The organism is Pseudomonas sp. GW821-FHT02A11 (assembly GCF_059421985.1).
Genome location: NZ_JBWKWB010000009.1, coordinates 19,047 through 42,069 on the forward strand (window position 1 = coordinate 19,047; position 23,023 = coordinate 42,069).

Genomic DNA, 23,023 nt, shown 5'->3' on the forward strand with positions numbered 1-23,023 from the left:
TGAAATCCAATGCAAAATCAGCAAATCCGTATCAGGTTGAAGGCCTTTGACCATCGCCTGATCGACCAATCCACCCAGGAAATCGTGGAAACCGCGAAACGTACTGGTGCTCAAGTGCGTGGTCCAATTCCACTGCCAACCCGTAAAGAGCGGTTCACCGTTCTGGTCTCCCCGCACGTCAATAAAGATGCGCGTGACCAGTACGAGATCCGCACTCATAAGCGTGTTCTGGACATCGTCCAGCCAACGGATAAAACCGTTGATGCACTTATGAAGCTTGATCTTGCGGCAGGCGTGGAAGTGCAGATCAGCCTCGGCTAAGACTCGGGTCTTGGTCGTGTAACGCTCTGAAATGGGCGGCCATAGCGGGTGAAAGCCCCGTACACTCATGAGGTTTACAACATGACTATTGGTGTAGTCGGTCGAAAAGCGGGCATGACCCGTATTTTCACCGAAGAAGGTGTCTCCATTCCGGTCACGGTCATTGAGATCGAGCCGAATCGCGTCACCCAGTTCAAAACCGAAGAAAGCGATGGCTATCGTGCAGTGCAAGTCACTGTCGGTGAGCGTCGTGCTTCGCGCGTGACTGCAGCTCAGGCAGGTCACTTCGCTAAAGCGAACGTTGCCGCTGGTCGTACCGTCCTGGAATTTCGTCTTGAAGAAGGCGAATACAAGGCTGGCGATCTGATCAATGCAGAAATCTTCGCAGCTGGCCAACTGGTAGATGTTACCGGCCAGTCGAAAGGTAAAGGCTTCGCCGGTACCATCAAGCGTTGGAATTTCCGCGGTCAGGACAACACCCACGGTAACTCCGTTTCCCACCGCGTCCCGGGCTCTATCGGCCAGTGCCAGACTCCTGGTCGTGTATTCAAGGGCAAAAAAATGTCCGGTCATATGGGCGCTGAGCGCGTGACCGTGCAGTCCCTGGAAGTAGTGCGCGTGGACGCTGAACGCAATCTGTTGTTGGTCAAGGGCGCTGTTCCTGGCGCTACTGGCGGCAACGTGGTTGTACGTCCAGCAGCCAAGGCTCGCGGTTAAGGGGAAGCTGACATGCAATTAAATGTAAATGACGCTCAAGCGATCGAAGTTTCCGAACTGACATTTGGCGGCGAGTTCAACGAGACGCTGGTTCACCAAGCAGTCGTGGCCTACATGGCTGGCGGCCGTCAAGGTAGCAAGCAGCAAAAGACCCGTTCCGACGTTTCCGGTGGCGGTAAGCGCCCATGGCGTCAGAAGGGTACTGGCCGTGCTCGTGCCGGTACTATCCGTAGCCCAATCTGGCGTGGCGGCGGTACCACTTTTGCAGCACGTCCTCAGGACCACTCTCAGAAGCTCAACAAGAAGATGTACCGCGCAGCACTGCGCTCCATCCTCGCTGAGCTGGTTCGTACTGATCGTCTGGTCGTGGTTCAGGATTTCGCCGTTGAGTCGCCGAAAACCAAAGACCTGCTGGGCAAGCTGAACAACATGAGCCTGACCGACGTTTTGATCGTGTCGGACGCTGTTGATCAGAACCTGTACCTGGCTGCTCGTAACCTGCCACACGTTGATGTACGTGACGTGCAAGGTTCCGATCCAGTTAGTCTGATCGCATACGACAAAGTGTTGATCACTGTGTCGGCCGTGAAGAAATTCGAGGAGCTGCTGGGATGAACCAGGAACGCGTATTTAAAGTTCTGCTTGGCCCGCACGTTTCCGAGAAGGCTACGGTTCTGGCAGACAAAAAAGGTCAGTTCGTTTTCAAGGTTGCTACTGATGCAACCAAGCTGGAAATCAAGAAGGCCGTCGAAAGCCTGTTCAGCGTGAAAGTAGAGCGCGTGACTACCCTGAATGTTCTGGGTAAAACCAAGCGCACTGCTCGCGGTCTGGGCAAGCGTAATGACTGGAAGAAGGCAGTTATCTCCCTTCAGCCAGGCCAAGATCTCGATTTCAGCAGCAGTGCTGAGTAAGGAAGGGGTGCATCATGGCAATCGTTAAATGCAAACCGACTTCCCCTGGCCGCCGTTTTGTGGTCAAGGTGGTCAACCAGGAGCTGCATAAAGGCGCTCCTCACGCACCGCTGCTCGAGAAAAAATCGAAGTCTGGTGGTCGTAACAACAATGGCCGTATCACTACACGTCACGTAGGTGGTGGTCATAAGCAGCATTACCGTCTGGTCGACTTCCGTCGCAACGACAAGGATGGCATCACTGCCACCGTCGAGCGTATCGAATACGATCCAAACCGTACTGCTCACATCGCCCTGCTGCTGTACGCAGACGGCGAGCGTCGTTACATCATCGCGCCTAAAGGCGTGAGTGCTGGCGACCAGCTGATCGCAGGCGCTCTGGCTCCAATCAAGCCAGGTAACGCTCTGCAACTGCGCAACATCCCAGTGGGTTCCACTGTTCACGGTATCGAACTGAAGCCTGGTAAAGGTGCACAGATCGCTCGTTCCGCTGGCGCTTCGGCTCAGTTGGTCGCTCGTGAAGGTGTCTACGTGACTCTGCGTCTTCGCTCCGGTGAAATGCGTAAAGTCCTGTCCGAATGCCGTGCAACTCTGGGTGAAGTTTCGAACTCCGAGCACAGCCTGCGTTCGCTGGGTAAAGCGGGTGCCAAGCGCTGGCGTGGCGTTCGCCCAACCGTTCGTGGTGTTGCCATGAACCCGGTTGACCACCCACATGGTGGTGGTGAAGGTCGTACCTCTGGTGGTCGTCATCCGGTATCGCCGTGGGGCTTCCCGACTAAGGGCGCGAAGACTCGTGGTAATAAGCGTACCGACAAAATGATCGTCCGTCGTCGCAAGTAAATAGAGGGATACGACAGTGCCACGTTCTCTGAAAAAAGGTCCTTTTATTGATCTTCACCTACTGAAGAAGATCGAAGTGGCGGCGGAAAAGAACGATCGCAAACCAGTTAAGACCTGGTCGCGTCGTTCGATGATCCTGCCACAAATGGTCGGTTTGACCATTGCTGTGCATAACGGTCGTCAGCATGTTCCTGTTCTCGTGAACGAAGACATGGTCGGCCACAAACTGGGCGAGTTCGCCGGTACCCGTACATATCGCGGGCACGTGGCTGACAAGAAAGCCAAGCGTTAAGGGGTAAGGAACGATGGAAGTAGCCGCTAAGTTGTCGGGCGCTCGAATCTCCGCCCAGAAAGCCCGCTTGGTCGCCGACCAGATCCGCGGGAAGAAGGTGGGCGAAGCGCTCAACCTGTTGGCTTTCAGCAGTAAGAAAGCCGCCGAGATCATGAAGAAAGTGCTGGAGTCGGCCGTAGCCAACGCCGAGCACAACGAAGGCGCAGACGTTGATGACCTGAAAGTCAGCACCGTTTTCGTCAACGAAGGGCGTTCGCTGAAGCGCATCATGCCACGTGCCAAAGGCCGTGCTGATCGCATCGTCAAGCGGTCTTGCCATATCACTGTCAAGGTTGCTGACAAGTAACGGAGTCGAAGAGATGGGTCAGAAAGTACATCCCATTGGCATTCGCCTGGGAATCGTCAAGGAGCACACCTCCGTCTGGTACGCAGACGGTCGGACTTATGCGGACTATTTGCTCGCAGATCTGAAGGTGCGTGAGTATCTCCAAGACAAACTAAAAAGCGCGTCCGTTAGCCGTATCGATATCCATCGTCCGGCTCAAACTGCACGCATCACCATCCACACCGCTCGTCCAGGTATCGTTATCGGGAAGAAAGGTGAAGATGTTGAGAAACTGCGTCAGGACCTGACCAAGCAAATGGGTGTGCCTGTGCACATCAATATCGAAGAGATCCGCAAGCCGGAGCTCGACGGTATGCTGGTTGCTCAGAGCGTAGCTCAGCAGCTGGAGCGTCGTGTGATGTTCCGTCGCGCCATGAAACGCGCCGTACAGAACGCAATGCGCATTGGTGCCAAGGGCATCAAAATCCAAGTGAGCGGTCGTCTCGGCGGTGCTGAAATCGCACGTACTGAATGGTATCGCGAAGGTCGTGTGCCACTGCACACCCTGCGTGCCGACATCGACTATGCCAACTACGAAGCTCACACCACTTACGGTGTGATCGGTGTAAAGGTTTGGATCTTCAAAGGCGAAGTAATTGGTGGTCGCCAAGAAGAACTGAAACCACAAGCACCAGCGCCTCGTAAAAAAGCTGCTAAGTAAGGGGTACGCCAAATGTTGCAACCAAAGCGTACGAAGTTCCGCAAGCAAATGACCGGCCACAACCGTGGTCTGGCACTGCGCGGTAGCAAAGTCAGCTTCGGCGAGTTCGCGCTGAAGTCTGTTGCTCGTGGTCGTCTCACCGCTCGTCAGATCGAGTCAGCGCGTCGTGCCCTGACCCGTCACGTAAAACGTGGTGGCAAGATCTGGATCCGTGTATTCCCGGACAAGCCGATTTCCAAAAAGCCCCTCGAAGTTCGGATGGGTAAAGGTAAGGGTAACGTGGAGTACTGGGTTGCCCAGATTCAGCCAGGCAAAGTCCTGTATGAAATCGAGGGTGTTTCCGAAGAGTTGGCGCGTGAGGCATTTGCCCTGGCTGCTGCGAAGCTGCCACTCGCCACCTCCTTTGTTAAGCGGACGGTGATGTGATGAAAGCGAATGAACTTCGTGAAAAATCAGCACAGCAACTGAACGAGCAACTGCTCGGCTTGCTGCGCGACCAGTTCAATCTGCGTATGCAGAAAGCAACTGGCCAGTTGGGGCAGTCTCACCTGCTCTCGCAAGTTAAGCGTGACATCGCTCGCGTGAAGACTGTGCTCAACCAGCAGGCAGGTAAGTAATCATGGCTGAAGCCGAAAAAACCGTCCGTACGCTGACTGGCCGTGTCGTCAGCGACAAGATGGACAAGACCATCACCGTACTGATCGAGCGTCGCGTTAAGCACCCTATCTACGGTAAATACGTTAAGCGTTCGACTAAGCTGCACGCGCACGACGAAACCAATCAGTGCCACATCGGCGACAAGGTCACGATTCGTGAAACTCGTCCGATGGCCAAGACCAAGTCTTGGGCGCTGGTTGATATTCTCGAACGCGCTGTGGAAGTCTAAGGGCTAGGGGTCGGAGAAATTATATGATTCAGACTCAATCCATGCTCGATGTGGCCGATAACAGCGGCGCTCGCCGCGTTATGTGCATCAAGGTGCTTGGTGGCTCTCATCGTCGTTACGCTGGTATCGGTGACATCATCAAAGTGACCGTCAAGGAAGCAATTCCGCGCGGTAAGGTGAAAAAAGGCCAGGTGATGACTGCTGTTGTAGTCCGCACTCGCCACGGTGTTCGTCGTGCAGACGGCTCCATCATCCGCTTTGACGGCAACGCTGCTGTTCTGTTGAACAACAAGCAAGAGCCGATCGGCACCCGTATCTTTGGGCCAGTGACCCGTGAACTTCGTACTGAGAAGTTCATGAAGATCGTCTCGCTCGCCCCAGAAGTGCTGTAAGGAGATCCGACATGCAAAAGATTCGTCGTGACGACGAGATCATCGTGATCGCCGGCAAAGACAAAGGTAAGCGCGGTAAGGTGCTCAAGGTTCTCGCTGATGACCGTCTGGTCGTTGGTGGGATCAACCTGGTGAAGCGTCATACCAAGCCTAACCCGATGTCGGGCGTACAGGGCGGTATCGTCGAGAAAGAAGCGCCACTGCACGCTTCCAACGTCGCCATTTTCAACAGTGCAACCAACAAGGCTGACCGCGTTGGTTTCAAAGTTGAAGATGGCAAAAAAATTCGTGTCTTCAAGTCGACCCAAAAAGCGGTTGATGCTTGAACACTGCTAGGTAGAAGACCATGGCACGACTGAAAGAGATTTACTGGAAGGAAATCGCACCGAAGCTTAAGGAAGAACTTAAGCTGGCGAACGTGATGGAAGTTCCACGCATTACCAAGATCACCCTGAACATGGGTCTGGGCGAAGCGATCGGCGACAAAAAAATCATCGAGCACGCAGTTGCAGACCTGGAAAAGATCACCGGCCAGAAAGTCGTTGTGACTCACGCTCGGAAATCCATCGCTGGCTTTAAAGTCCGTGAAGGTTGGCCGATCGGCGTCAAAGTGACCCTGCGCCGCGAGCGTATGTATGAGTTCCTGGATCGTCTGCTGTCGATCTCCCTGCCACGGGTTCGCGACTTCCGCGGCCTGAATGCCAAGTCCTTCGATGGTCGTGGCAACTACAGCATGGGCGTAAAAGAGCAGATCATTTTCCCGGAAATCGATTACGACAAGATCGATGCCCTGCGCGGTCTGGACATTACCCTGACCACCACTGCTCGTTCGGACGACGAAGGTCGCGCATTGCTGCGTGCTTTCAAGTTCCCGTTCCGCAACTGATTGGAGTAGGACCATGGCCAAGAAGAGCATGAAAAACCGTGAGCTGAAGCGTCAGCTCACCGTTGCCAAGTACGCCACCAAGCGTGCAGCGCTGAAAGCAATCATCGTGGATCTGAACGCAAGTCCAGAAGCACGTTGGGAAGCTACCGTTGCGCTGCAGAAGCAACCACGTGACGCAAGCGCTTCGCGCATGCGTAACCGTTGCCGCCTGACTGGTCGTCCGCACGGCGTTTACCGCAAGTTCGGCCTGGGCCGTAACAAACTGCGTGAAGCGGCAATGCGTGGTGACGTACCAGGTCTGGTTAAAGCCAGCTGGTAAGCAATACTTCTCGTTTCGCGCTGCACGACGCCTCGGCATCCGACCAGCGCGACACCTGAATTCAATCAAGCCCCTTTTGGGGCTTGATTCGTTTCCGGGGTGCGTCTAGAATTGCCGGCTCGCCAGAGCCCGTGTTTTCACGTGCCCGGAATTTCAAGGCGATAAGCTGTAGCCGCAAGGCTTATTTTTTTTGTATCAGGAGCGTCTAGCCCATGAGTATGCAGGACCCGTTAGCGGACATGCTAACTCGTATCCGTAATGCCCAGATGGCTGAAAAGTCCGTCGTAAGCATGCCATCTTCCACGTTGAAGGTAGCTGTTGCCAAAGTCCTGAAGGACGAAGGTTACATTGCGGGTTATCAGATCAGCAGCGAAATCAAACCACTGCTGTCCATCGAGCTGAAGTACTTCGAAGGCCGTCCGGTCATCGAAGAAGTCAAGCGCGTCAGCCGTCCAGGCCTGCGCCAGTACAAGTCCGTCGATGATCTGCCAAAAGTTCGTGGCGGTCTCGGTGTGTCTATCGTCTCCACCAACAAAGGTGTGATGACGGATCGTGCTGCGCGCGCTGCCGGTGTCGGCGGCGAAGTGCTTTGCACAGTGTTCTAAGGGGGGATAAGCATGTCACGCGTAGCTAAGAACCCCGTTAAGCTGCCAGCAGGCGTCGAAGTCAAACTCGTCGGCCAGCAGCTTTCGGTGAAGGGTGCAAAAGGCACTCTGGACCTGAACATTCATTCGTCCGTTGAGATCGTTGAAGAAGCTGGTGAGCTGCGTTTCGCTGCTCGCAATGGCGATCAACAGACTCGCGCAATGGCCGGTACCACTCGTGCGTTGGTAAACAACATGGTCCAGGGCGTAAGCCAAGGCTTCGAGCGCAAGCTCCAGCTGGTCGGTGTTGGTTACAAAGCGCAAGCAAAAGGCTCGGTGCTGAACCTGGCACTTGGCTTCTCGCACCCAGTGGACTACGAACTGCCGGAAGGCGTTACCGCTGAGACCCCGAGCCAGACCGATATCCTGATCAAGGGCATCGATAAGCAGCTGGTTGGTCAAGTGGCCGCGGAAATCCGCGACTTCCGTCGTCCAGAGCCGTACAAAGGCAAAGGCGTGCGTTACGCGGACGAAGTTGTCCGTCGTAAAGAAGCCAAGAAGAAGTAGGGCATAGCAAATGACCGTCAAAAAAGTTACCCGACTGCGTCGCGCTCGCAAAGCACGCCTGAAAATGCACGAACTCGAAGTCGTGCGTCTCTGCGTGTACCGCTCTTCGCAGCACATTTACGCCCAGGTCATCTCGGCCGACGGCAGCAAAGTCCTGGCAAATGCCTCGACTTTGGACAAAGAACTGCGTGATGGCGCCACTGGCAACATCGACGCGGCCACTAAAGTTGGCCAGCTGATCGCTGAGCGTGCGAAAGCCGCTGGTGTATCGCAAGTGGCTTTTGATCGTTCCGGCTTCAAGTACCACGGTCGCGTCAAGGCGCTGGCTGATGCTGCTCGTGAAGGCGGGCTGGAGTTCTAAGTTATGGCAAATAACGACCAAAAACGCGACGAAGGCTACATCGAGAAGCTGGTTCAAGTTAATCGCGTAGCAAAAACCGTAAAAGGCGGCCGTATCTTCACTTTCACCGCGTTGACCGTGGTAGGTGATGGTAAAGGGCGTGTTGGCTTCGGCCGTGGCAAATCCCGTGAAGTGCCTGCTGCAATCCAGAAGGCCATGGAAGCTGCTCGCCGCAACATGATCCAGGTTGACCTGAACGGCACCACTCTGCAGTACGCCATGAAGTCCGCTCACGGCGCTTCGAAGGTTTACATGCAGCCTGCTTCTGAAGGTACTGGCATCATCGCCGGCGGCGCAATGCGTGCTGTCCTGGAAGTTGCTGGCGTTCAGAACGTTCTGGCCAAGTGCTACGGTTCGACCAACCCGGTCAACGTTGTTCACGCAACGTTCAAGGGTTTGAAGTCCATGCAGTCTCCTGAGTCCATCGCTGCCAAGCGCGGCCTGAACGTTGAGGAGATCATCTGATCATGGCTACCGTTAAAGTCACTTTGATCAAAAGCATGACCGGCCGCATCCCTAACCACAAACTGTGCGTTAAGGGTCTGGGTCTGCGTCGCATCGGTCACACTGTAGAAGTCGCTGATACCCCGGAAAACCGTGGGATGATCAACAAGGCTTACTACATGCTGCGCGTCGAGGGTTAATCGATGAAACTCAATGATCTGAGTCCTGCGCCGGGTTCCCGTCGCGAGAAGCATCGTCCGGGCCGTGGTATCGGTAGCGGTTTGGGTAAGACAGGTGGCCGCGGCCACAAAGGTCAGACCTCCCGCTCCGGTGGCACCATCGCTCCGGGCTTCGAAGGCGGCCAACAGCCGTTGCACCGTCGCCTGCCCAAGTTCGGCTTCGTCTCCTTGAAAGCTATGGATCGTGCAGAAGTTCGCACTTCCGAGCTGGCAAAGGTTGAAGGCGTCGTAACTGTGCAGTCCCTGAAGGATGCCAACGTGATCAACCAAAACGTACAGCGCGTGAAAATCATGCTGTCCGGTGAGGTTGCTCGCGCAGTCACCCTTAAAGGTATCGCAGCCACCAAAGGTGCGCGTGCGGCTATCGAAGCAGCTGGCGGCAAGTTCGAGGAATAAATGGCTAAGCAAGGTGCTCTCTCAGCGCTCAGCAAAAGTGGCGGGTTGTCCGAGCTCTGGGCTCGTCTGCGTTTTCTGTTCCTGGCGATTATCGTCTACCGGATCGGCGCGCATATCCCAGTTCCAGGTATCAACCCCGATCGGCTGGCGGACCTGTTTCGACAGAATGAGGGGACCATTCTTAGCTTGTTCAACATGTTTTCCGGTGGTGCGCTGGAGCGCATGAGCATCTTTGCACTGGGGATCATGCCGTACATTTCGGCATCGATCATCATGCAGCTCATGACCGCTGTCAGCCCACAGCTGGAGCAGTTGAAGAAGGAAGGTGAGGCTGGTCGTCGCAAGATCAGCCAATACACCCGCTATGGCACCGTCGTCCTGGCTCTGGTTCAAGCTATTGGCATGTCCATTGGCCTGGCCGGTCAGGGCGTTGCTTTCTCTGCAGATATCGGCTTCCACTTCGTGGCGGTCACCACCTTCGTGGCTGGTGCACTGTTCATGATGTGGCTGGGCGAGCAGATCACAGAGCGCGGTGTTGGTAACGGTATCTCGATGTTGATTTTTTCGGGTATCGTCGCCGGTCTTCCGAGAGCGATCGGGCAGTCTTTCGAGTCTGCACGTCAGGGTGATATCAACATTTTCGCTTTGGTCGCCATCGGTTTGCTGGCAGTAGCGATTATCGGTTTTGTGGTGTTCATTGAGCGTGGTCAGCGTCGTATCGCTGTTCACTACGCCAAGCGTCAGCAGGGCCGCAAGGTCTTCGCAGCGCAGACTAGCCACTTGCCGCTGAAAGTGAACATGGCTGGTGTAATCCCGGCCATTTTTGCGAGCAGCATTTTGCTGTTCCCGGCTTCGCTGGGTGCCTGGTTCGGTCAGTCTGAAGGTATGGGCTGGTTGCAGGACATCTCGCAGTCGATCGCTCCTGGTCAGCCGTTGAATATTCTGCTGTTTAGTGCAGGGATTATTTTCTTCTGCTTCTTCTATACGGCGTTGATGTTCAATCCGAAAGACGTAGCGGAAAACCTGAAGAAGTCCGGTGCCTTTATTCCGGGTATCCGTCCTGGTGAACAGTCGGCACGCTATATTGATGGCGTTCTGACTCGTCTGACCATGTTCGGTGCTCTTTATATGATGGCCGTGTGCCTGCTTCCCCAGTTCCTGGTGGTGGCTGCCAACGTGCCGTTCTACCTTGGTGGGACCTCGTTGCTGATCGTGGTCGTGGTTGTAATGGACTTCATGTCCCAAGTGCAATCTCACCTCGTTTCGCACCAGTATGAATCCCTGATGAAGAAAGCCAACCTGAAGGGCTACGGCAGCGGCATGCTGCGCTGAAGCACCCATAAGGTTCGAGGAGTTGGTGATGAAAGTTCGTGCATCGGTGAAAAAGCTGTGCCGTAACTGCAAGATTGTTTGCCGCGAAGGTGTTGTTCGAGTAATTTGCAGCGCGGAACCACGTCACAAGCAGCGCCAAGGCTGAGTGTGATCTGTGCTAAAAGCCCAGCAGCTAGTGCGCTGCTGGGTTGATTATTTGTTATTACAGCGATATTATCTCGCGCCCTATTTCTTGGCTTCCGGGGCGTAGGTAGCTGTCAATTGGAGTCCCACTGAATGGCCCGTATTGCAGGCGTTAACATTCCAGATAACAAGCATACTGTTATCTCGCTGACCTACATCTATGGTGTTGGTCGCACGACTGCACAGAAAATCTGTGCTGTCACCGGGGTCAACCCGGCGGCAAAGATCAAAGATCTGAGCGACGAGCAGATTGAACAGCTGCGTGGCGAAGTCGCGAAGTTCACCACTGAAGGTGACCTGCGTCGCGAAATCAACATGAAAATCAAGCGCTTGATGGACCTCGGTTGCTATCGCGGTCTGCGTCATCGTCGTGGTCTTCCAGTACGCGGTCAGCGTACCAAGACTAACGCGCGTACCCGTAAAGGTCCGCGTAAGCCGATCCGCAAGTAATCGCCCCAGCGAATCGACAGGAATTAAATCATGGCAAAACCTGCTGCTCGTCCTCGTAAAAAAGTTAAAAAGACAGTGGTTGATGGCATCGCCCACATCCATGCATCTTTTAACAACACCATCGTGACCATCACCGACCGTCAAGGTAACGCTCTTTCCTGGGCTACCTCCGGTGGTTCGGGTTTCCGCGGTTCCCGTAAGTCCACCCCGTTCGCTGCTCAGGTAGCTGCTGAGCGTGCTGGGCAAGCTGCGCTGGAATACGGCCTGAAAAACCTCGACGTCAACGTCAAAGGTCCAGGTCCAGGTCGTGAATCCGCTGTCCGTGCTTTGAACGGCTGTGGCTACAAGATCGCCAGCATCACCGACGTGACGCCTATCCCGCACAACGGGTGCCGTCCGCCGAAGAAGCGCCGCGTGTAATCCAGGAGATTGTAAAGAATGGCTCGTTACATTGGTCCAAAATGCAAACTCGCTCGTCGCGAAGGCACCGATCTCTTCCTGAAGAGCGGCGTGCGCGCTATCGAATCGAAGTGCAACATTGAAGCAGCACCTGGTATCCACGGCCAACGCCGCGGTCGCCAGTCCGACTACGGTACCCAACTGCGTGAAAAGCAGAAGGTCCGTCGTATCTATGGCGTTCTCGAGCGTCAGTTCAGCGGTTACTACAAGCAAGCTGCCAGCAAGAAAGGCGCTACTGGTGAGAACCTGCTGCAACTGCTCGAATGCCGTCTGGACAACGTTGTATACCGCATGGGCTTCGGCTCGACTCGTGCCGAATCGCGTCAGCTGGTATCGCACAAGTCGGTTAGCGTAAACGGCAAAACCGTTAACGTTCCGTCCTTCCAGGTTCGCGCTGGCGACGTCGTTGCTATTCGTGAAAAAGCGAAGAACCAACTGCGTATTGTCCAGGCTCTCGATCTGTGTGCCCAACGTGGCCGCGTAGAATGGGTAGAAGTAGACACTGAGAAGAAATCTGGCGTTTTCAAAAGCGTTCCAGCTCGCAGTGATCTGTCCGCCGACATCAACGAAAGCCTGATTGTCGAGCTCTACTCCAAGTAAGGGCTAGAAAATAGGTGCATCCATGCAGATTTCGGTAAATGAGTTTCTGACACCTCGTCACATCGACGTGCAGGTTGTCAGTCCAACCCGCGCCAAAATCACTCTCGAGCCTCTCGAGCGTGGTTTCGGCCATACCCTGGGCAACGCGCTGCGCCGCATCCTGTTGTCCTCCATGCCCGGCTGTGCAGTAGTCGAGGCCGAGATTGACGGTGTACTCCATGAGTACAGCGCAATCGAAGGTGTACAGGAAGACGTCATTGAAATCCTGTTGAACCTCAAAGGTCTGGCTATCAAGCTGCACGGTCGAGACGAAGTTACGCTGACCTTGTCGAAGAAGGGTTCGGGGGTGGTTACCGCTGCCGATATTCAGCTGGATCATGATGTCGAGATCGTTAACCCCGATCACGTAATCGCTAACCTGGCGTCTAACGGCGCCCTGAACATGAAGCTCGTTGTAGCTCGTGGTCGCGGTTATGAACCAGCAGACTCGCGTCAGAGCGATGAAGACGAAAGCCGCAGCATCGGTCGCTTGCAGCTCGACTCTTCGTTCAGCCCGGTTCGTCGTATCGCATACGTGGTGGAAAACGCCCGTGTCGAACAACGTACCAACCTGGACAAACTGGTTATCGATCTGGAAACCAACGGTACTCTGGATCCTGAAGAGGCTATCCGCCGTGCTGCAACCATTCTGCAACAGCAGTTGGCTGCGTTCGTCGACCTCAAAGGTGACAGTGAACCGGTTGTAGTCGAACAGGAAGACGAGATTGATCCGATCCTGCTTCGTCCGGTTGACGATTTGGAACTGACCGTACGTTCGGCCAACTGCCTTAAGGCGGAGAACATTTACTACATCGGCGATCTGATTCAGCGCACCGAAGTAGAACTGTTGAAGACTCCGAACCTGGGCAAGAAGTCCCTGACTGAAATCAAGGACGTTCTGGCTTCTCGTGGTCTCTCCCTCGGCATGCGCCTCGACAACTGGCCGCCTGCAAGTCTTAAGAAGGACGACAAGGCGACTGCCTGATCGTCGTAATCACCGAACGTTGTGTTTGGTAAGGAATGAACCATGCGTCATCGTAAAAGTGGACGTCACCTGAGCCGTACCAGCTCTCACCGCAAGGCTATGTTCCAGAACATGGCGGTGTCGCTGTTCGAGCACGAGCTGATCAAAACTACCCTGCCAAAAGCCAAGGAACTGCGCCGCGTTGCCGAGCCGCTGATCACCCTGGCCAAGGTAGACAGCGTTGCAAACCGCCGTCTGGCTTTCGACCGTACTCGTTCGAAAGAAATGGTTGGTAAGCTGTTCAACGATCTGGGCAAGCGTTATGCAACCCGTGAGGGTGGCTACCTGCGCATCCTGAAGTGCGGTTTCCGCGCTGGCGACAACGCTCCTATGGCGTACGTCGAACTGGTTGATCGTCCTGTCGGTGGCTCTGTAGAAGCTGCTGAATAAGACGTCAGTCGTTACGAAGAACCGGGCCTAGTGCCCGGTTTTTTGTTGCGCGAAATTCAGGCGAATACAACGCGTTATCACTTGAAATGGATGATTATTGCGCTGATCGCTAGTGATAAAGAGAACCCTCCTCATTTACTCGTATTTTCGGCACCAAATGTCAGAAATTCACTGATTTTCTACGTTTTTCTGCCTCTGAAAAGTCGACCTTGTGCGCATGTTGGTTCAAACTGTCGTCTTTCACGAAGGAGATTCACGGCGATGCAAGGCCACCCGGACGTCATCGATTACCTCAACACGCTGCTGACCGGCGAACTGGCTGCACGCGACCAATACTTCATCCACTCGCGGATGTATGAGGATTGGGGTTTCAGCAAGCTGTACGAGCGTATTAACCATGAGATGGAAGAAGAGGCACAACACGCTGATGCGTTGATGCGTCGGATTCTGATGCTCGAAGGTACGCCGCGCATGCGTCCCGACGATCTGGATGTGGGCACCACGGTCCCTGAGATGCTCGCCAGTGATCTGCGCCTTGAGTACAAGGTTCGCGCCGCGCTGTGCAAGGGCATCGCCCTCTGCGAGCAGCACAAGGACTACGTCAGCCGCGACATCCTGAGGGTGCAACTGGCGGACACCGAAGAAGACCACACCTACTGGCTCGAAAAGCAGATGGGTTTGATCAAATCCATTGGTCTGGAAAACTACTTGCAATCGCAGTTCTGATTTGCGTCCAAAAAAAAGCCCCTGTCATGACTGCTATGACAGGGGCTTTTTCGTTTGCGGGTGTGAATCACGCCATCACATGCGATCACGCTCCAACAGTGGCTTGAGGTAGTGGCCGGTGTAGGACTGCTTCATCGCGGCGACCTGTTCAGGGGTACCGGTGGCAATGATCTGGCCACCTTTGGAGCCACCTTCCGGGCCAAGGTCCACCAGCCAGTCGGCTGTCTTGATCACGTCCAGGTTGTGCTCGATCACCACCACTGTGTTGCCGTGGTCGCGTAAGCGATGCAGGACGTCCAGCAGTTGCTGAATGTCCGCGAAATGCAGGCCCGTGGTCGGCTCATCGAGGATGTATAGCGTTTTGCCCGTATCGCGCTTGGACAGCTCACGAGACAGCTTCACACGCTGTGCTTCACCGCCCGATAGCGTTGTCGCCGACTGGCCGAGCTTGATGTAGGACAAACCCACATCCATGAGCGTCTGCAGCTTACGCGCCAGCGCCGGCACAGCGTCGAAGAACGTACGGGCTTCCTCGATCGTCATCTCCAGCACTTCGTGGATGCTTTTGCCTTTGTATTTGATCTCGAGGGTTTCACGGTTGTAGCGCTTGCTCTTGCACACGTCGCACGGCACGTAGATATCCGGCAAAAAGTGCATCTCAACCTTGATCAGGCCATCGCCCTGGCACGCCTCGCAGCGCCCGCCCTTGACGTTGAACGAGAAGCGGCCCGGCCCGTAACCCCGGGAGCGCGACTCAGGCACACCGGAAAACAGCTCGCGGATCGGGGTGAACAGCCCGGTGTAGGTGGCCGGGTTGGAACGCGGCGTCCGACCGATCGGGCTCTGGTCAATGTCCACGACCTTATCCAGATGTTGCAGCCCATCGATGCTGTCGTGGGTCGCAGCTTCCAGCGTTGTCGCACCATTCAGGGCCGTGGCGCTGAGGGGGAACAGTGTGTTGTTGATCAGCGTCGACTTGCCTGAGCCAGATACCCCGGTCACGCAGGTCAGCAGGCCGATCGGGATTTCCAGATCGACATTGCGCAGATTGTTGCCACGCGCCCCCTTAAGCTTCAACGACAGCTTCTTGTTGCGCGGCGCGCGTTTGCCCGGCACTTCGATCTTCACACGGCCCGACAGGTATTTGCCGGTCAGGGAGTCAGGGTGCGACATGACCTCCTGCGGCGTGCCTTCGGCCACGATGTTGCCGCCGTGCACGCCCGCCCCGGGGCCAATGTCGACGACGTAGTCCGCCAGACGAATGGCGTCTTCATCGTGCTCGACCACGATCACGGTGTTGCCGATGTCGCGCAGATGGCGAAGGGTATCGAGCAAGCGATCGTTGTCGCGCTGGTGCAGGCCGATGGACGGCTCGTCGAGGATGTACATCACCCCGACCAGCCCCGCGCCGATCTGGCTGGCCAGGCGAATACGCTGCGCCTCGCCACCGGACAGGGTGTCGGCGCTGCGATCCAGCGTCAGGTAGTCCAGGCCCACGTTCACCAGGAACTGCAGGCGCTCGCGAATTTCCTTGAGAATCTTGTCGGCGATCTCGCCACGACGACCCGTCAGCTTCAGCTCGGCGAAATACTCCGTGGCGTCACCGATGGGCAGGTTGGTCACTGCCGGGAGCGTTTTCTCGCCGACCCAGACGTGTCGCGCTTCACGACGCAGGCGCGTGCCACGGCAATCGGGGCATGGCTGGGTGCTGAGGAACTTGGCGAGTTCTTCGCGCACGGTGGCCGACTCCGTTTCGCGGTAGCGGCGCTCCAGATTTGGCACGATGCCCTCGAACGGGTGGGCGCGTTTGACGATATCGCCGCGGTCATTGAGGTAGCGAAAGTCCACGTTCTGCGAGCCACTGCCGTTGAGCAGGACTTTCTGCTGGTCGGAGGGTAGTTCCTTGAACGGCACTTCAAGGCTGAATCCATAATGCTTCGCCAAAGAACCAAGCATCTGGAAGTAATAAACGTTGCGCCGGTCCCAGCCACGAATTGCACCTTCGGCGAGCGTCAGTTCGGCATTGACCAGTCGCTTGATGTCGAAGAACTGCTTCACGCCCAGACCGTCGCAGGTCGGGCAGGCGCCGGCAGGGTTGTTGAACGAGAAGAGCTTGGGTTCCAGTTCACTGATCGCGTGGCCGCAGATCGGGCAAGCGAAGCGCGCCGAGAAGATGATTTCCTCGCCCGGCTCGTCGTCCATAGGGGCCACCAACGCGATGCCATCGGCCAGTTTCAACGCGGTCTCGAACGACTCGGCCAGACGCTGTTGCAGGTCGGCGCGGACCTTGAAGCGGTCGACGACCACGTCAATGGAGTGCTTCTTCTGTTTATCCAGCTTGGGCAGTTCGTCGAGTTCGCACAATTTGCCGTTGACCCGGGCGCGCACGAAACCTTGCGCGCGCAGCTCTTCGAACACAGCCAGGTGCTCACCCTTGCGCTCGCGAACCACCGGCGCCAGCAGCATCAGCTTGGCGCCTTCAGGCTGAGCCAGCACGAGGTCGACCATCTGGCTGACGGTCTGGGCTTCTAGAGGGATGTCGTGGTCCGGGCAACGGGGCGTGCCGACACGCGCGTACAGCAGACGCAAATAGTCGTAGATTTCGGTGATCGTACCGACGGTCGAGCGCGGGTTGTGGGACGTGGACTTCTGTTCGATGGAAATGGCCGGCGACAGACCTTCGATGGTGTCGACGTCAGGCTTTTCCATCATCGACAGGAACTGCCGGGCGTACGCCGACAGCGACTCGACATACCGGCGTTGCCCTTCGGCGTAGAGGGTGTCGAATGCCAGCGACGATTTGCCGGAACCGGAAAGCCCGGTAATGACGATCAGTTTGTCGCGCGGCAGGGTAAGGTCGATGTTTTTCAGGTTGTGGGTTCGAGCCCCACGAATCAGGATCTTGTCCAAGGTGGCCTCGCACGGCGGGCGTAAAACGCTGGAGTATACGGCCAAATACTGGATGGATGCACACTATTGAGCGGCCAGTCTGCGTACAGGGGAAAAAGAAATTTCCTGCGATACGCGGCAAAGCGTCGTATGTGCTGTACATCGATGGGACTGGTAGAATCGCCGCCGGTTCACATGAGGTTCTTCCATGCACGATTCTCACAGCGAGCGCATGAGTGGCAGCGAAACCCGCGCGGCGGGCGGTCTGGCGCTGGTGTTCGCGTTCCGTATGCTTGGCATGTTCATGGTATTGCCGGTCCTGGCCACCTATGGCATGGACCTGGCAGGCGCAAGCCCGGCATTGATTGGTCTGGCGATTGGCGCATACGGCCTGACTCAAGCGGTGCTGCAAATTCCGTTCGGCATCATCTCTGATCGCATCGGCCGTCGTCCCGTCATATATATAGGGTTGATCGTTTTCGCCCTGGGCAGCGTGCTGGCGGCGCAATCGACTTCGATCTGGGGCGTGATCGCAGGCCGTGTGCTGCAAGGCGCAGGCGCGATTTCCGCAGCCGTGATGGCTCTGCTCTCCGACCTGACCCGCGAGCAGCATCGTACCAAGGCCATGGCCATGATCGGCATGACCATCGGTGTGTCGTTCGCCGTTGCCATGGTGGTCGGGCCAATCCTGACCAGCGCATTCGGCCTGTCCGGTCTGTTTCTGGCCACAGGGGCCATGGCGCTGGTCGGTATCGTTATCATCGCGTTCGTGGTGCCTAAATCCACCGTGACCCTTCAGCACCGCGAATCCGGTCTGGCGCGTCAGGCGCTGGGGGCGACGCTTCGTCATCCTGACCTGCTGCGTCTGGATCTCGGAATCTTCGCCTTGCACGCGATGCTCATGTCCAGTTTCGTCGCCTTGCCGCTCGCGCTGGTCGAAAAGGCTGGTCTGCCCAAAGAGCAGCACTGGTGGGTTTACCTGACCGCGCTGCTGATCTCTTTCTTCGCCATGATTCCGTTCATCATCTATGGCGAGAAGAAGCGTCAGATGAAGCGTATCCTGCTCGGCGCCGTCGTGGTGCTGATGCTCACCGAGCTGTTTTTTTGGGAATTCGGTGACACGCTTCGGGCACTGGTGATCGGCACTGTGGTTTTCTTTACCGCGTTCAACCTGCTGGAAGCGTCGTTGCCTTCGCTGATCAGCAAGGTGTCTCCGGCGGGCGGCAAAGGCACGGCGATGGGGATTTATTCCACCAGCCAGTTCCTCGGGTCGGCGGCAGGCGGCATTCTTGGCGGGTGGCTGTTTCAGCATGGCGGGCTGGGCGTGGTGTTCCTCGGCGGCGCGGGGCTTGCCGCCATCTGGCTGGCATTTGCTGTTACCATGCGCGAACCTCCGTACGTAACCAGCCTTCGCTTGCCGTTGTCGCCCGAGGCTCAGCGCGACACAGGCCTGGCCGACCGCGTGTTGGCCGTACGTGGAGTAACAGATGCAGTAGTGGTGGCTGACGAGGCCGCCATCTATATCAAATTTGACAAAGAACTGTTGGATCGGGCGTCTTTCGACGACGTGGTCAATCCAGCGTCGGAAACGGTTGAAGCCTAGGAGAACGTTATGGCCCGTGGGGTTAACAAAGTCATATTGGTCGGCACATGCGGCCAGGATCCCGAAGTTCGCTACTTGCCTAACGGTAACGCCGTGACCAACCTGAGTCTGGCGACCAGCGAACAATGGACCGACAAGCAAACCGGTCAGAAAGTCGAAAAGACCGAATGGCACCGCGTTTCGATGTTTGGCAAGGTCGCAGAGATCGCCGGCGAGTACCTGCGTAAAGGCTCTCAGGTCTACATCGAAGGCAAGCTGCAAACCCGCGAGTGGGAAAAAGACGGCATCAAGCGTTACACCACTGAAATCGTGGTCGATATGCAGGGCACCATGCAGCTGCTGGGCGGCCGTCCACAGGGCGACGCTCAACAAGGTCAAGGCGGTGGCGGTTATCAGAACTCCGCACCTCGTCCTCAGCAATCGCGTCCACAGGCTGCTCCGCAGCAGCAGCCACAACGCGAGTCGCGCCCGGCTCCGCAACAGGCGCCACAGCCGGCCCCTGATTTCGACAGCTTCGATGACGATATTCCGTTCTAGCCCTCAGGGTCTGACGCAGTAGCGCATCAAACCAAAGCCCCCGTGCAGTTCACTGCCGGGGGCTTTGTCATTTCTGTCATGGGCGATGCTTAGAGTCCCAGTTCGGTCAATCCGGGATGGTCGTCAGGACGGCGTCCCAGTGGCCAGTGGAATTTGCGCTCCGATTCCTCGATCGGCATGTCGTTGATGCATGCGAAGCGGCGTTGCATCAGGCCGTCTTCGTTGAATTCCCAGTTCTCGTTGCCGTAGGAGCGGAACCAGTTGCCCGAATCGTCGTGCCATTCGTAGGCGTAACGCACGGCGATGCGGTTGTCGGTGAAGGCCCATAGCTCCTTGATCAGGCGGTAGTCGAGCTCCTTTTTCCACTTGCGCGTCAGGAAGGCTTTGGCTTCTTCGCGGTTGGTGGCGAACTCGGCGCGGTTACGCCATTGGGTGTCGAGGGTGTAGGCCAGTGATACTTTTTCCGGATCGCGGCTGTTCCAGCCGTCTTCGGCCAGGCGGACTTTTTCAATGGCCGATTCACGGGTGAAAGGCGGAAGGGGCGGGCGAGTCTGAGCGTTGGACATGGCGAGGCCTCCAGGCAAGTTGGATAAGACGGTAAGTGGAGCGTTCGTAAAGCTCAGGTCGCTACGGCGAGCAGGCCTGTTTTAGCAACAACAGCGCAACATCCCTTGCGCTGTCAGCGGCGCTGTAATCACCCATGACGCGGGCCGTGGTGATCGCGCCTTCCATCAGGATCAGCAGCTGTTTGGCCAGCGCTGACGGTCGCTCGATGTTAAGTTGTTCGGTCAGTTCGAACGCGTAATCGAGCAACTTCTGTTTGTGCAGTTTGGCGATCAGGCGAATCGGGTCATTCGGATCGCCCACTTCGCCTGCGGTGTTGATAAAGGCGCAGCCGTGAAACCCCTCGGATTCGAACCAGCCCTTGAGCACCGTGAACATGTTGAGAATGCGGGCTTCAGGCGTTGCAGCCTTGTCGGATTCGGTCCTGAACCAGTTCATCCAGCGCACGTCGCGAGCGTTGAGCGCGGCGGCGGCCACTTCGTCCTTGGTGGCGAAGTAACGATAAATGCTTTTCCTGGCCACGCCCGAAGTCTTCACCAGAAGGTCCATGCCCGTGGCGTGAATCCCGTTCCGGTAGATCAACTGCTCGGCGGTCGCGAGGATTTTTTCCCGTGTGTCTGTCGTCGGTGTGTTCATGAGGCTTACGGTAGAATGATCGTTCTCCTTGGTCAAGCGGCCTTTGAAAAAATCCCGTTTCCGTTGATCGGGTGAGGCCGGTCTTCGATGAAGGTTGCCGATAGGGCCGAACTTGCGCGGCGAATTTCGATCAGTTCCTGTGGGCCTTGATTTCGTCGGCCCTCATGACTGAAAGGGAGTGACCTGCGTTTTGTCCAACTTCAAATCTGTCTTGCTGCTGTGCCTGATGCTCTGTGCCGGCACGTTCAACGTCCAGGCCGCCGATGCGCCCGCTGCGAGCACCGCTCAGTCCAGCGCCCCGGCCGATTCCGTACCCGCCGCTGAACCCGCCAAGCCGGAAATTCTGGTCAAGGGCGGCTTGCTCGGCGTCATCAGCACCAGCATCGACAGCGTGCAGGACAAGCTGGACCTGGATGGCCACCTGCTCGACTCCTGGCGACTGCGCGCCGACCGTGCCGCCGATGAGCTGGGCGCTCTGGTCAATAAGCCTTCATCCCGCTCGCCTTGGGCCATCGCCGGGGATTTTCTAATTTTGTCAGCGGTGTGGATCGGCTCGTTTGTGCTGCTGAACCGGGTTGGCCTGCTCATCTCCAATCGTGTGTCCCGGCATCGCTTGCTCACCAGGCGCGAGCGGGTGCAGGGCGTTTTGAGTTATGTGCTGCCGTTCACCCTTCCGGCGCTGATCAGTCTACCGCTGACGCTTTATGTCAGTCATTTCATGCCACTGTCGATTGGCCGGGCGCTGGCGTTGTGTCTGGCGTACTCGACCAGCAGCGGTATTTTTTCGACCTCGGTACTGATGTCGGTGATCATGCTGTTTAACGCGGGGCACAAGCGGCCGGCGGTTCGCGTCATTCGTGAATACGCACCGCATCCGCTGTTCATCATCGGCTTCTTTGCGGCCTTGAGCGACGCGCTGACCAGCCCGCAGATCTCCCGGCAATTGGGCGGCAACGTGACCACCAGCGTCGCAGCGTTCACCGGACTGATGGCTTCGGTGATGTTCTGCATTGTGGTGATTCGCATGCGACGCCCCGTGGCGCACTTGATCCGCAATCGCCCGCTGAGTGCCCGTCTGTCGCGCCCCGCGTTGCAGCAGACGCTGAAGATTTTTTCGAGCCTGTGGCACCTGCCGATTCTGCTGATGATTCTGGTCTCGGCGGTCAACCTGATCGGTGCGGGCGAAGACAGCCAGGAAGCCCTGCGTTGTGCCGTGCTGACCACCATTCTGCTGATTGGGACCGTGTTTCTCAGCACGCTGTTTCAACACATGTTCAAACCGGCCGAAGCGCGCAGCTCACGGGTTTACAAGGAGCGTTTGCTGAGCCTGTTGCATGCCGTGCTGCGCATTGCCTTGGCTGTAGGATTCATCGAGCTGCTGGGCAGGATCTGGGGCTTTTCACTGTTCGAATTCGCCCAGCGCAATGCGCTCGGCAAGGTCATCAGTGATTCTCTGAGCAGCATCGGTCTGATCTTCCTGGTGACTTGGCTGCTCTGGGTGGTGATGGACACAGCGATTCAGGAGGCCCTCAAGCCGCCGACCAACAACCGCTCGTCACGCCAGCCCAGCACGCGGGTCAAGACCATCCTGCCGTTGCTGCGCAACGCGATCAAAATCATCCTGGTGGTGATTTGTACGATCACGACAATGGCCAACTTGGGGATCAACGTCGCGCCGCTACTGGCGGGTGCCGGGGTGGTGGGTCTTGCCATCGGTTTCGGCTCGCAGCAATTGGTCCAGGACGTGATCACCGGGCTGTTCATCATCATCGAAGACACCATTTCCATCGGCGACTGGGTGGTGCTCGACTCCGGCCATGCGGGTACGGTGGAAAGCCTGACGATTCGCACGTTGCGTCTGCGCGATGGCAAGGGCTTCGTGCATTCGGTGCCCTTCGGCCAGATCAAGGCAGTCACCAACCAGTCCCGTCAGTTCGCCTACGCGTTCTTCTCGTTCCAGTTCACCTACGACTCGGATGTGGATTCGGCGACCTCGCTGATTCGCGAAGCGGGGCAGGCGATCACCGACGACTTCCTGCTGGCGAGCAAACTGCAAGGGCCGCTGGAAGTGTTCGGTCTCGACCGCATGGATATGAACGGCATCGTGATCACTGCGCAATTCCGCACCTCGTCGGGTGGGCAGTATGCGGTGAGTCGAGCGTTCAACGACAAACTCAAGCGCCTTGTGGATAAGTCCCCAGACGTACGCTTCGCGCAAACGTATCCACAACTGGTGATGAGCCCGCACAACGGGCAGTTCTCGCAGATGGAAGATGGCGACGAGCAGCAGGCCTTGCCGGGCAAGACGACGGTGGTGAACAAGGACGGGTCGGAAAGCCCGGTTTAGCGGGC

General features: G+C 56.7%; 35 protein-coding genes. 32 read left to right on the top strand and 3 right to left on the bottom strand.

The window, feature by feature from the left end; translation table 11 throughout:
- The first annotated feature begins 9 nt into the window (after window positions 1–9).
- The 29 genes from rpsJ (at window position 10) to bfr (ending at window position 14,442) form a co-directional block, all read left to right on the top strand.
- Window positions 10–321 (top strand): 30S ribosomal protein S10, encoded by a 312-nt coding sequence (gene rpsJ, locus AC07V9_RS14870; RefSeq protein WP_003186070.1) that lies wholly within the window; start codon window positions 10–12, stop codon window positions 319–321.
- An 81-nt stretch (window positions 322–402) separates the two neighbouring features.
- A complete protein-coding gene (rplC, locus tag AC07V9_RS14875) occupies window positions 403–1,038 on the top strand; it encodes a 50S ribosomal protein L3 (protein WP_108240409.1) in 636 nt (211 codons plus the stop codon).
- Window positions 1,039–1,050: 12 nt separating this feature from the next.
- Window positions 1,051–1,653 (top strand): 50S ribosomal protein L4, encoded by a 603-nt coding sequence (rplD, locus tag AC07V9_RS14880; RefSeq protein WP_093468874.1) that lies wholly within the window; start codon window positions 1,051–1,053, stop codon window positions 1,651–1,653.
- Window positions 1,650–1,949, top strand: coding sequence for a 50S ribosomal protein L23 (gene rplW / locus AC07V9_RS14885; protein WP_008374165.1), 300 nt, complete (start codon window positions 1,650–1,652; stop codon window positions 1,947–1,949). The genes rplD and rplW overlap by 4 nt, the downstream gene beginning before the upstream one ends.
- Window positions 1,950–1,963: 14 nt before the next feature.
- Window positions 1,964–2,788 (top strand): 50S ribosomal protein L2, encoded by an 825-nt coding sequence (gene rplB, locus AC07V9_RS14890; RefSeq protein WP_495016462.1) that lies wholly within the window; start codon window positions 1,964–1,966, stop codon window positions 2,786–2,788.
- Window positions 2,789–2,804: 16 nt separating this feature from the next.
- The gene (rpsS, locus tag AC07V9_RS14895) at window positions 2,805–3,080 is read left to right on the top strand and encodes a 30S ribosomal protein S19 (protein WP_002555486.1); all 276 of its coding nucleotides are present in this window, start codon (window positions 2,805–2,807) and stop codon (window positions 3,078–3,080) included.
- 13 nt (window positions 3,081–3,093) lie between these two features.
- Window positions 3,094–3,426: a 50S ribosomal protein L22 gene (rplV, locus tag AC07V9_RS14900; protein ID WP_003103908.1), complete on the top strand. Its 333-nt coding sequence runs from the start codon at window positions 3,094–3,096 to the stop codon at window positions 3,424–3,426.
- Between the two features lie 13 nt (window positions 3,427–3,439).
- Window positions 3,440–4,126 (top strand): 30S ribosomal protein S3, encoded by a 687-nt coding sequence (gene rpsC / locus AC07V9_RS14905; RefSeq protein ID WP_008065719.1) that lies wholly within the window; start codon window positions 3,440–3,442, stop codon window positions 4,124–4,126.
- Window positions 4,127–4,138: 12 nt separating this feature from the next.
- Complete coding sequence (gene rplP / locus AC07V9_RS14910; RefSeq protein WP_003228729.1) at window positions 4,139–4,552, top strand: 50S ribosomal protein L16; 414 nt, start codon at window positions 4,139–4,141, stop codon at window positions 4,550–4,552.
- On the top strand, window positions 4,552–4,743 hold the full coding sequence (gene rpmC, locus AC07V9_RS14915) for a 50S ribosomal protein L29 (protein WP_002555481.1): 192 nt from the start codon (window positions 4,552–4,554) through the stop codon (window positions 4,741–4,743). Before rplP ends, rpmC begins: the two co-directional genes overlap by 1 nt.
- A gap of 2 nt (window positions 4,744–4,745) precedes the next feature.
- Window positions 4,746–5,012, top strand: a complete 267-nt coding sequence (gene rpsQ, locus AC07V9_RS14920) for a 30S ribosomal protein S17 (RefSeq protein WP_040071277.1) — start codon at window positions 4,746–4,748, stop codon at window positions 5,010–5,012.
- Between the two features lie 23 nt (window positions 5,013–5,035).
- Complete coding sequence (rplN, locus tag AC07V9_RS14925) at window positions 5,036–5,404, top strand: 50S ribosomal protein L14 (protein ID WP_002555479.1); 369 nt, start codon at window positions 5,036–5,038, stop codon at window positions 5,402–5,404.
- Between the two features lie 11 nt (window positions 5,405–5,415).
- A complete protein-coding gene (gene rplX, locus AC07V9_RS14930) occupies window positions 5,416–5,730 on the top strand; it encodes a 50S ribosomal protein L24 (protein WP_108240405.1) in 315 nt (104 codons plus the stop codon).
- Between the two features lie 20 nt (window positions 5,731–5,750).
- Window positions 5,751–6,290, top strand: a complete 540-nt coding sequence (rplE, locus tag AC07V9_RS14935) for a 50S ribosomal protein L5 (RefSeq protein ID WP_495016463.1) — start codon at window positions 5,751–5,753, stop codon at window positions 6,288–6,290.
- A gap of 13 nt (window positions 6,291–6,303) precedes the next feature.
- Window positions 6,304–6,609, top strand: a complete 306-nt coding sequence (gene rpsN, locus AC07V9_RS14940) for a 30S ribosomal protein S14 (protein WP_003228726.1) — start codon at window positions 6,304–6,306, stop codon at window positions 6,607–6,609.
- A 212-nt stretch (window positions 6,610–6,821) separates the two neighbouring features.
- Window positions 6,822–7,214, top strand: a complete 393-nt coding sequence (gene rpsH, locus AC07V9_RS14945; protein ID WP_003186040.1) for a 30S ribosomal protein S8 — start codon at window positions 6,822–6,824, stop codon at window positions 7,212–7,214.
- Between the two features lie 12 nt (window positions 7,215–7,226).
- The gene (gene rplF, locus AC07V9_RS14950) at window positions 7,227–7,760 is read left to right on the top strand and encodes a 50S ribosomal protein L6 (RefSeq protein WP_495016464.1); all 534 of its coding nucleotides are present in this window, start codon (window positions 7,227–7,229) and stop codon (window positions 7,758–7,760) included.
- A gap of 10 nt (window positions 7,761–7,770) precedes the next feature.
- The gene (rplR, locus tag AC07V9_RS14955) at window positions 7,771–8,121 is read left to right on the top strand and encodes a 50S ribosomal protein L18 (protein WP_037017727.1); all 351 of its coding nucleotides are present in this window, start codon (window positions 7,771–7,773) and stop codon (window positions 8,119–8,121) included.
- Between the two features lie 3 nt (window positions 8,122–8,124).
- Complete coding sequence (rpsE, locus tag AC07V9_RS14960; RefSeq protein WP_108240400.1) at window positions 8,125–8,625, top strand: 30S ribosomal protein S5; 501 nt, start codon at window positions 8,125–8,127, stop codon at window positions 8,623–8,625.
- A gap of 2 nt (window positions 8,626–8,627) precedes the next feature.
- Entirely contained in the window at window positions 8,628–8,804 is a 177-nt protein-coding gene (rpmD, locus tag AC07V9_RS14965; protein ID WP_093468886.1) for a 50S ribosomal protein L30, read from the top strand.
- Window positions 8,805–8,807: 3 nt separating this feature from the next.
- A complete protein-coding gene (gene rplO, locus AC07V9_RS14970) occupies window positions 8,808–9,239 on the top strand; it encodes a 50S ribosomal protein L15 (protein ID WP_495016465.1) in 432 nt (143 codons plus the stop codon).
- Window positions 9,240–10,571 carry a preprotein translocase subunit SecY gene (secY, locus tag AC07V9_RS14975; protein ID WP_062384496.1) on the top strand — a complete coding sequence of 444 codons (1,332 nt, stop codon included), beginning with the start codon at window positions 9,240–9,242 and terminating at the stop codon, window positions 10,569–10,571. It begins immediately after the preceding gene.
- Window positions 10,572–10,599: 28 nt separating this feature from the next.
- Window positions 10,600–10,716 (top strand): 50S ribosomal protein L36, encoded by a 117-nt coding sequence (rpmJ, locus tag AC07V9_RS14980; protein ID WP_495016466.1) that lies wholly within the window; start codon window positions 10,600–10,602, stop codon window positions 10,714–10,716.
- Between the two features lie 131 nt (window positions 10,717–10,847).
- Window positions 10,848–11,204 (top strand): 30S ribosomal protein S13, encoded by a 357-nt coding sequence (gene rpsM / locus AC07V9_RS14985; protein ID WP_003186020.1) that lies wholly within the window; start codon window positions 10,848–10,850, stop codon window positions 11,202–11,204.
- 30 nt (window positions 11,205–11,234) lie between these two features.
- Window positions 11,235–11,624, top strand: a complete 390-nt coding sequence (gene rpsK, locus AC07V9_RS14990; protein ID WP_002555466.1) for a 30S ribosomal protein S11 — start codon at window positions 11,235–11,237, stop codon at window positions 11,622–11,624.
- 18 nt (window positions 11,625–11,642) lie between these two features.
- Complete coding sequence (rpsD, locus tag AC07V9_RS14995) at window positions 11,643–12,263, top strand: 30S ribosomal protein S4 (protein WP_495016467.1); 621 nt, start codon at window positions 11,643–11,645, stop codon at window positions 12,261–12,263.
- A 22-nt stretch (window positions 12,264–12,285) separates the two neighbouring features.
- Window positions 12,286–13,287, top strand: a complete 1,002-nt coding sequence (locus tag AC07V9_RS15000; protein ID WP_007970428.1) for a DNA-directed RNA polymerase subunit alpha — start codon at window positions 12,286–12,288, stop codon at window positions 13,285–13,287.
- Window positions 13,288–13,329: 42 nt separating this feature from the next.
- Window positions 13,330–13,716 carry a 50S ribosomal protein L17 gene (gene rplQ / locus AC07V9_RS15005; protein ID WP_062384499.1) on the top strand — a complete coding sequence of 129 codons (387 nt, stop codon included), beginning with the start codon at window positions 13,330–13,332 and terminating at the stop codon, window positions 13,714–13,716.
- Window positions 13,717–13,977: 261 nt separating this feature from the next.
- Window positions 13,978–14,442: a bacterioferritin gene (gene bfr, locus AC07V9_RS15010; RefSeq protein ID WP_062384501.1), complete on the top strand. Its 465-nt coding sequence runs from the start codon at window positions 13,978–13,980 to the stop codon at window positions 14,440–14,442.
- Window positions 14,443–14,517: 75 nt separating this feature from the next.
- Here the strand turns inward: bfr and uvrA are convergent, their stop codons facing one another.
- Window positions 14,518–17,352 (bottom strand): excinuclease ABC subunit UvrA, encoded by a 2,835-nt coding sequence (uvrA, locus tag AC07V9_RS15015; protein WP_495016468.1) that lies wholly within the window; start codon window positions 17,350–17,352, stop codon window positions 14,518–14,520.
- A gap of 187 nt (window positions 17,353–17,539) precedes the next feature.
- Here uvrA and AC07V9_RS15020 point away from each other — a divergent pair, with 187 nt between their 5' ends.
- Window positions 17,540–18,934, top strand: coding sequence for an MFS transporter (locus AC07V9_RS15020; protein ID WP_495016469.1), 1,395 nt, complete (start codon window positions 17,540–17,542; stop codon window positions 18,932–18,934).
- 9 nt (window positions 18,935–18,943) lie between these two features.
- Complete coding sequence (locus AC07V9_RS15025; protein WP_166598549.1) at window positions 18,944–19,471, top strand: single-stranded DNA-binding protein; 528 nt, start codon at window positions 18,944–18,946, stop codon at window positions 19,469–19,471.
- 89 nt (window positions 19,472–19,560) lie between these two features.
- On the opposite strand, the gene AC07V9_RS15030 is transcribed toward AC07V9_RS15025, so the two are convergent.
- Together AC07V9_RS15030 and AC07V9_RS15035 are read right to left on the bottom strand one after the other, a co-directional pair.
- Window positions 19,561–20,037: a nuclear transport factor 2 family protein gene (locus tag AC07V9_RS15030; protein ID WP_495016470.1), complete on the bottom strand. Its 477-nt coding sequence runs from the start codon at window positions 20,035–20,037 to the stop codon at window positions 19,561–19,563.
- Window positions 20,038–20,098: 61 nt separating this feature from the next.
- Window positions 20,099–20,671 carry a TetR/AcrR family transcriptional regulator gene (locus AC07V9_RS15035; protein ID WP_495016471.1) on the bottom strand — a complete coding sequence of 191 codons (573 nt, stop codon included), beginning with the start codon at window positions 20,669–20,671 and terminating at the stop codon, window positions 20,099–20,101.
- Window positions 20,672–20,897: 226 nt separating this feature from the next.
- Here AC07V9_RS15035 and AC07V9_RS15040 point away from each other — a divergent pair, with 226 nt between their 5' ends.
- Window positions 20,898–23,018, top strand: a complete 2,121-nt coding sequence (locus tag AC07V9_RS15040; RefSeq protein ID WP_495016606.1) for a mechanosensitive ion channel family protein — start codon at window positions 20,898–20,900, stop codon at window positions 23,016–23,018.
- Window positions 23,019–23,023 lie beyond the last annotated feature (5 nt).

Excerpts from the sequence above, each read along its gene's own strand:
- rpsJ (WP_003186070.1), top strand. The coding sequence starts at position 10 with ATGCAAAATCAGCAAATCCGTATCAGGTTGAAGGCCTTTGACCATCGC.
- rplC (WP_108240409.1), top strand. The coding sequence starts at position 403 with ATGACTATTGGTGTAGTCGGTCGAAAAGCGGGCATGACCCGTATTTTC.
- rplD (WP_093468874.1), top strand. The coding sequence starts at position 1,051 with ATGCAATTAAATGTAAATGACGCTCAAGCGATCGAAGTTTCCGAACTG.
- rplW (WP_008374165.1), top strand. The coding sequence starts at position 1,650 with ATGAACCAGGAACGCGTATTTAAAGTTCTGCTTGGCCCGCACGTTTCC.
- rplB (WP_495016462.1), top strand. The coding sequence starts at position 1,964 with ATGGCAATCGTTAAATGCAAACCGACTTCCCCTGGCCGCCGTTTTGTG.
- rplV (WP_003103908.1), top strand. The coding sequence starts at position 3,094 with ATGGAAGTAGCCGCTAAGTTGTCGGGCGCTCGAATCTCCGCCCAGAAA.
- rpsC (WP_008065719.1), top strand. The coding sequence starts at position 3,440 with ATGGGTCAGAAAGTACATCCCATTGGCATTCGCCTGGGAATCGTCAAG.
- rplP (WP_003228729.1), top strand. The coding sequence starts at position 4,139 with ATGTTGCAACCAAAGCGTACGAAGTTCCGCAAGCAAATGACCGGCCAC.
- rpmC (WP_002555481.1), top strand. The coding sequence starts at position 4,552 with ATGAAAGCGAATGAACTTCGTGAAAAATCAGCACAGCAACTGAACGAG.
- rpsQ (WP_040071277.1), top strand. The coding sequence starts at position 4,746 with ATGGCTGAAGCCGAAAAAACCGTCCGTACGCTGACTGGCCGTGTCGTC.
- rplN (WP_002555479.1), top strand. The coding sequence starts at position 5,036 with ATGATTCAGACTCAATCCATGCTCGATGTGGCCGATAACAGCGGCGCT.
- rplX (WP_108240405.1), top strand. The coding sequence starts at position 5,416 with ATGCAAAAGATTCGTCGTGACGACGAGATCATCGTGATCGCCGGCAAA.
- rplE (WP_495016463.1), top strand. The coding sequence starts at position 5,751 with ATGGCACGACTGAAAGAGATTTACTGGAAGGAAATCGCACCGAAGCTT.
- rpsN (WP_003228726.1), top strand. The coding sequence starts at position 6,304 with ATGGCCAAGAAGAGCATGAAAAACCGTGAGCTGAAGCGTCAGCTCACC.
- rpsH (WP_003186040.1), top strand. The coding sequence starts at position 6,822 with ATGAGTATGCAGGACCCGTTAGCGGACATGCTAACTCGTATCCGTAAT.
- rplF (WP_495016464.1), top strand. The coding sequence starts at position 7,227 with ATGTCACGCGTAGCTAAGAACCCCGTTAAGCTGCCAGCAGGCGTCGAA.
- rplR (WP_037017727.1), top strand. The coding sequence starts at position 7,771 with ATGACCGTCAAAAAAGTTACCCGACTGCGTCGCGCTCGCAAAGCACGC.
- rpsE (WP_108240400.1), top strand. The coding sequence starts at position 8,125 with ATGGCAAATAACGACCAAAAACGCGACGAAGGCTACATCGAGAAGCTG.
- rpmD (WP_093468886.1), top strand. The coding sequence starts at position 8,628 with ATGGCTACCGTTAAAGTCACTTTGATCAAAAGCATGACCGGCCGCATC.
- rplO (WP_495016465.1), top strand. The coding sequence starts at position 8,808 with ATGAAACTCAATGATCTGAGTCCTGCGCCGGGTTCCCGTCGCGAGAAG.
- secY (WP_062384496.1), top strand. The coding sequence starts at position 9,240 with ATGGCTAAGCAAGGTGCTCTCTCAGCGCTCAGCAAAAGTGGCGGGTTG.
- rpmJ (WP_495016466.1), top strand. The coding sequence starts at position 10,600 with ATGAAAGTTCGTGCATCGGTGAAAAAGCTGTGCCGTAACTGCAAGATT.
- rpsM (WP_003186020.1), top strand. The coding sequence starts at position 10,848 with ATGGCCCGTATTGCAGGCGTTAACATTCCAGATAACAAGCATACTGTT.
- rpsK (WP_002555466.1), top strand. The coding sequence starts at position 11,235 with ATGGCAAAACCTGCTGCTCGTCCTCGTAAAAAAGTTAAAAAGACAGTG.
- rpsD (WP_495016467.1), top strand. The coding sequence starts at position 11,643 with ATGGCTCGTTACATTGGTCCAAAATGCAAACTCGCTCGTCGCGAAGGC.
- AC07V9_RS15000 (WP_007970428.1), top strand. The coding sequence starts at position 12,286 with ATGCAGATTTCGGTAAATGAGTTTCTGACACCTCGTCACATCGACGTG.
- rplQ (WP_062384499.1), top strand. The coding sequence starts at position 13,330 with ATGCGTCATCGTAAAAGTGGACGTCACCTGAGCCGTACCAGCTCTCAC.
- bfr (WP_062384501.1), top strand. The coding sequence starts at position 13,978 with ATGCAAGGCCACCCGGACGTCATCGATTACCTCAACACGCTGCTGACC.
- AC07V9_RS15020 (WP_495016469.1), top strand. The coding sequence starts at position 17,540 with ATGCACGATTCTCACAGCGAGCGCATGAGTGGCAGCGAAACCCGCGCG.
- AC07V9_RS15025 (WP_166598549.1), top strand. The coding sequence starts at position 18,944 with ATGGCCCGTGGGGTTAACAAAGTCATATTGGTCGGCACATGCGGCCAG.
- AC07V9_RS15030 (WP_495016470.1), bottom strand. The coding sequence starts at position 20,037 with ATGTCCAACGCTCAGACTCGCCCGCCCCTTCCGCCTTTCACCCGTGAA.
- AC07V9_RS15035 (WP_495016471.1), bottom strand. The coding sequence starts at position 20,671 with ATGAACACACCGACGACAGACACACGGGAAAAAATCCTCGCGACCGCC.
- AC07V9_RS15040 (WP_495016606.1), top strand. The coding sequence starts at position 20,898 with ATGCTCTGTGCCGGCACGTTCAACGTCCAGGCCGCCGATGCGCCCGCT.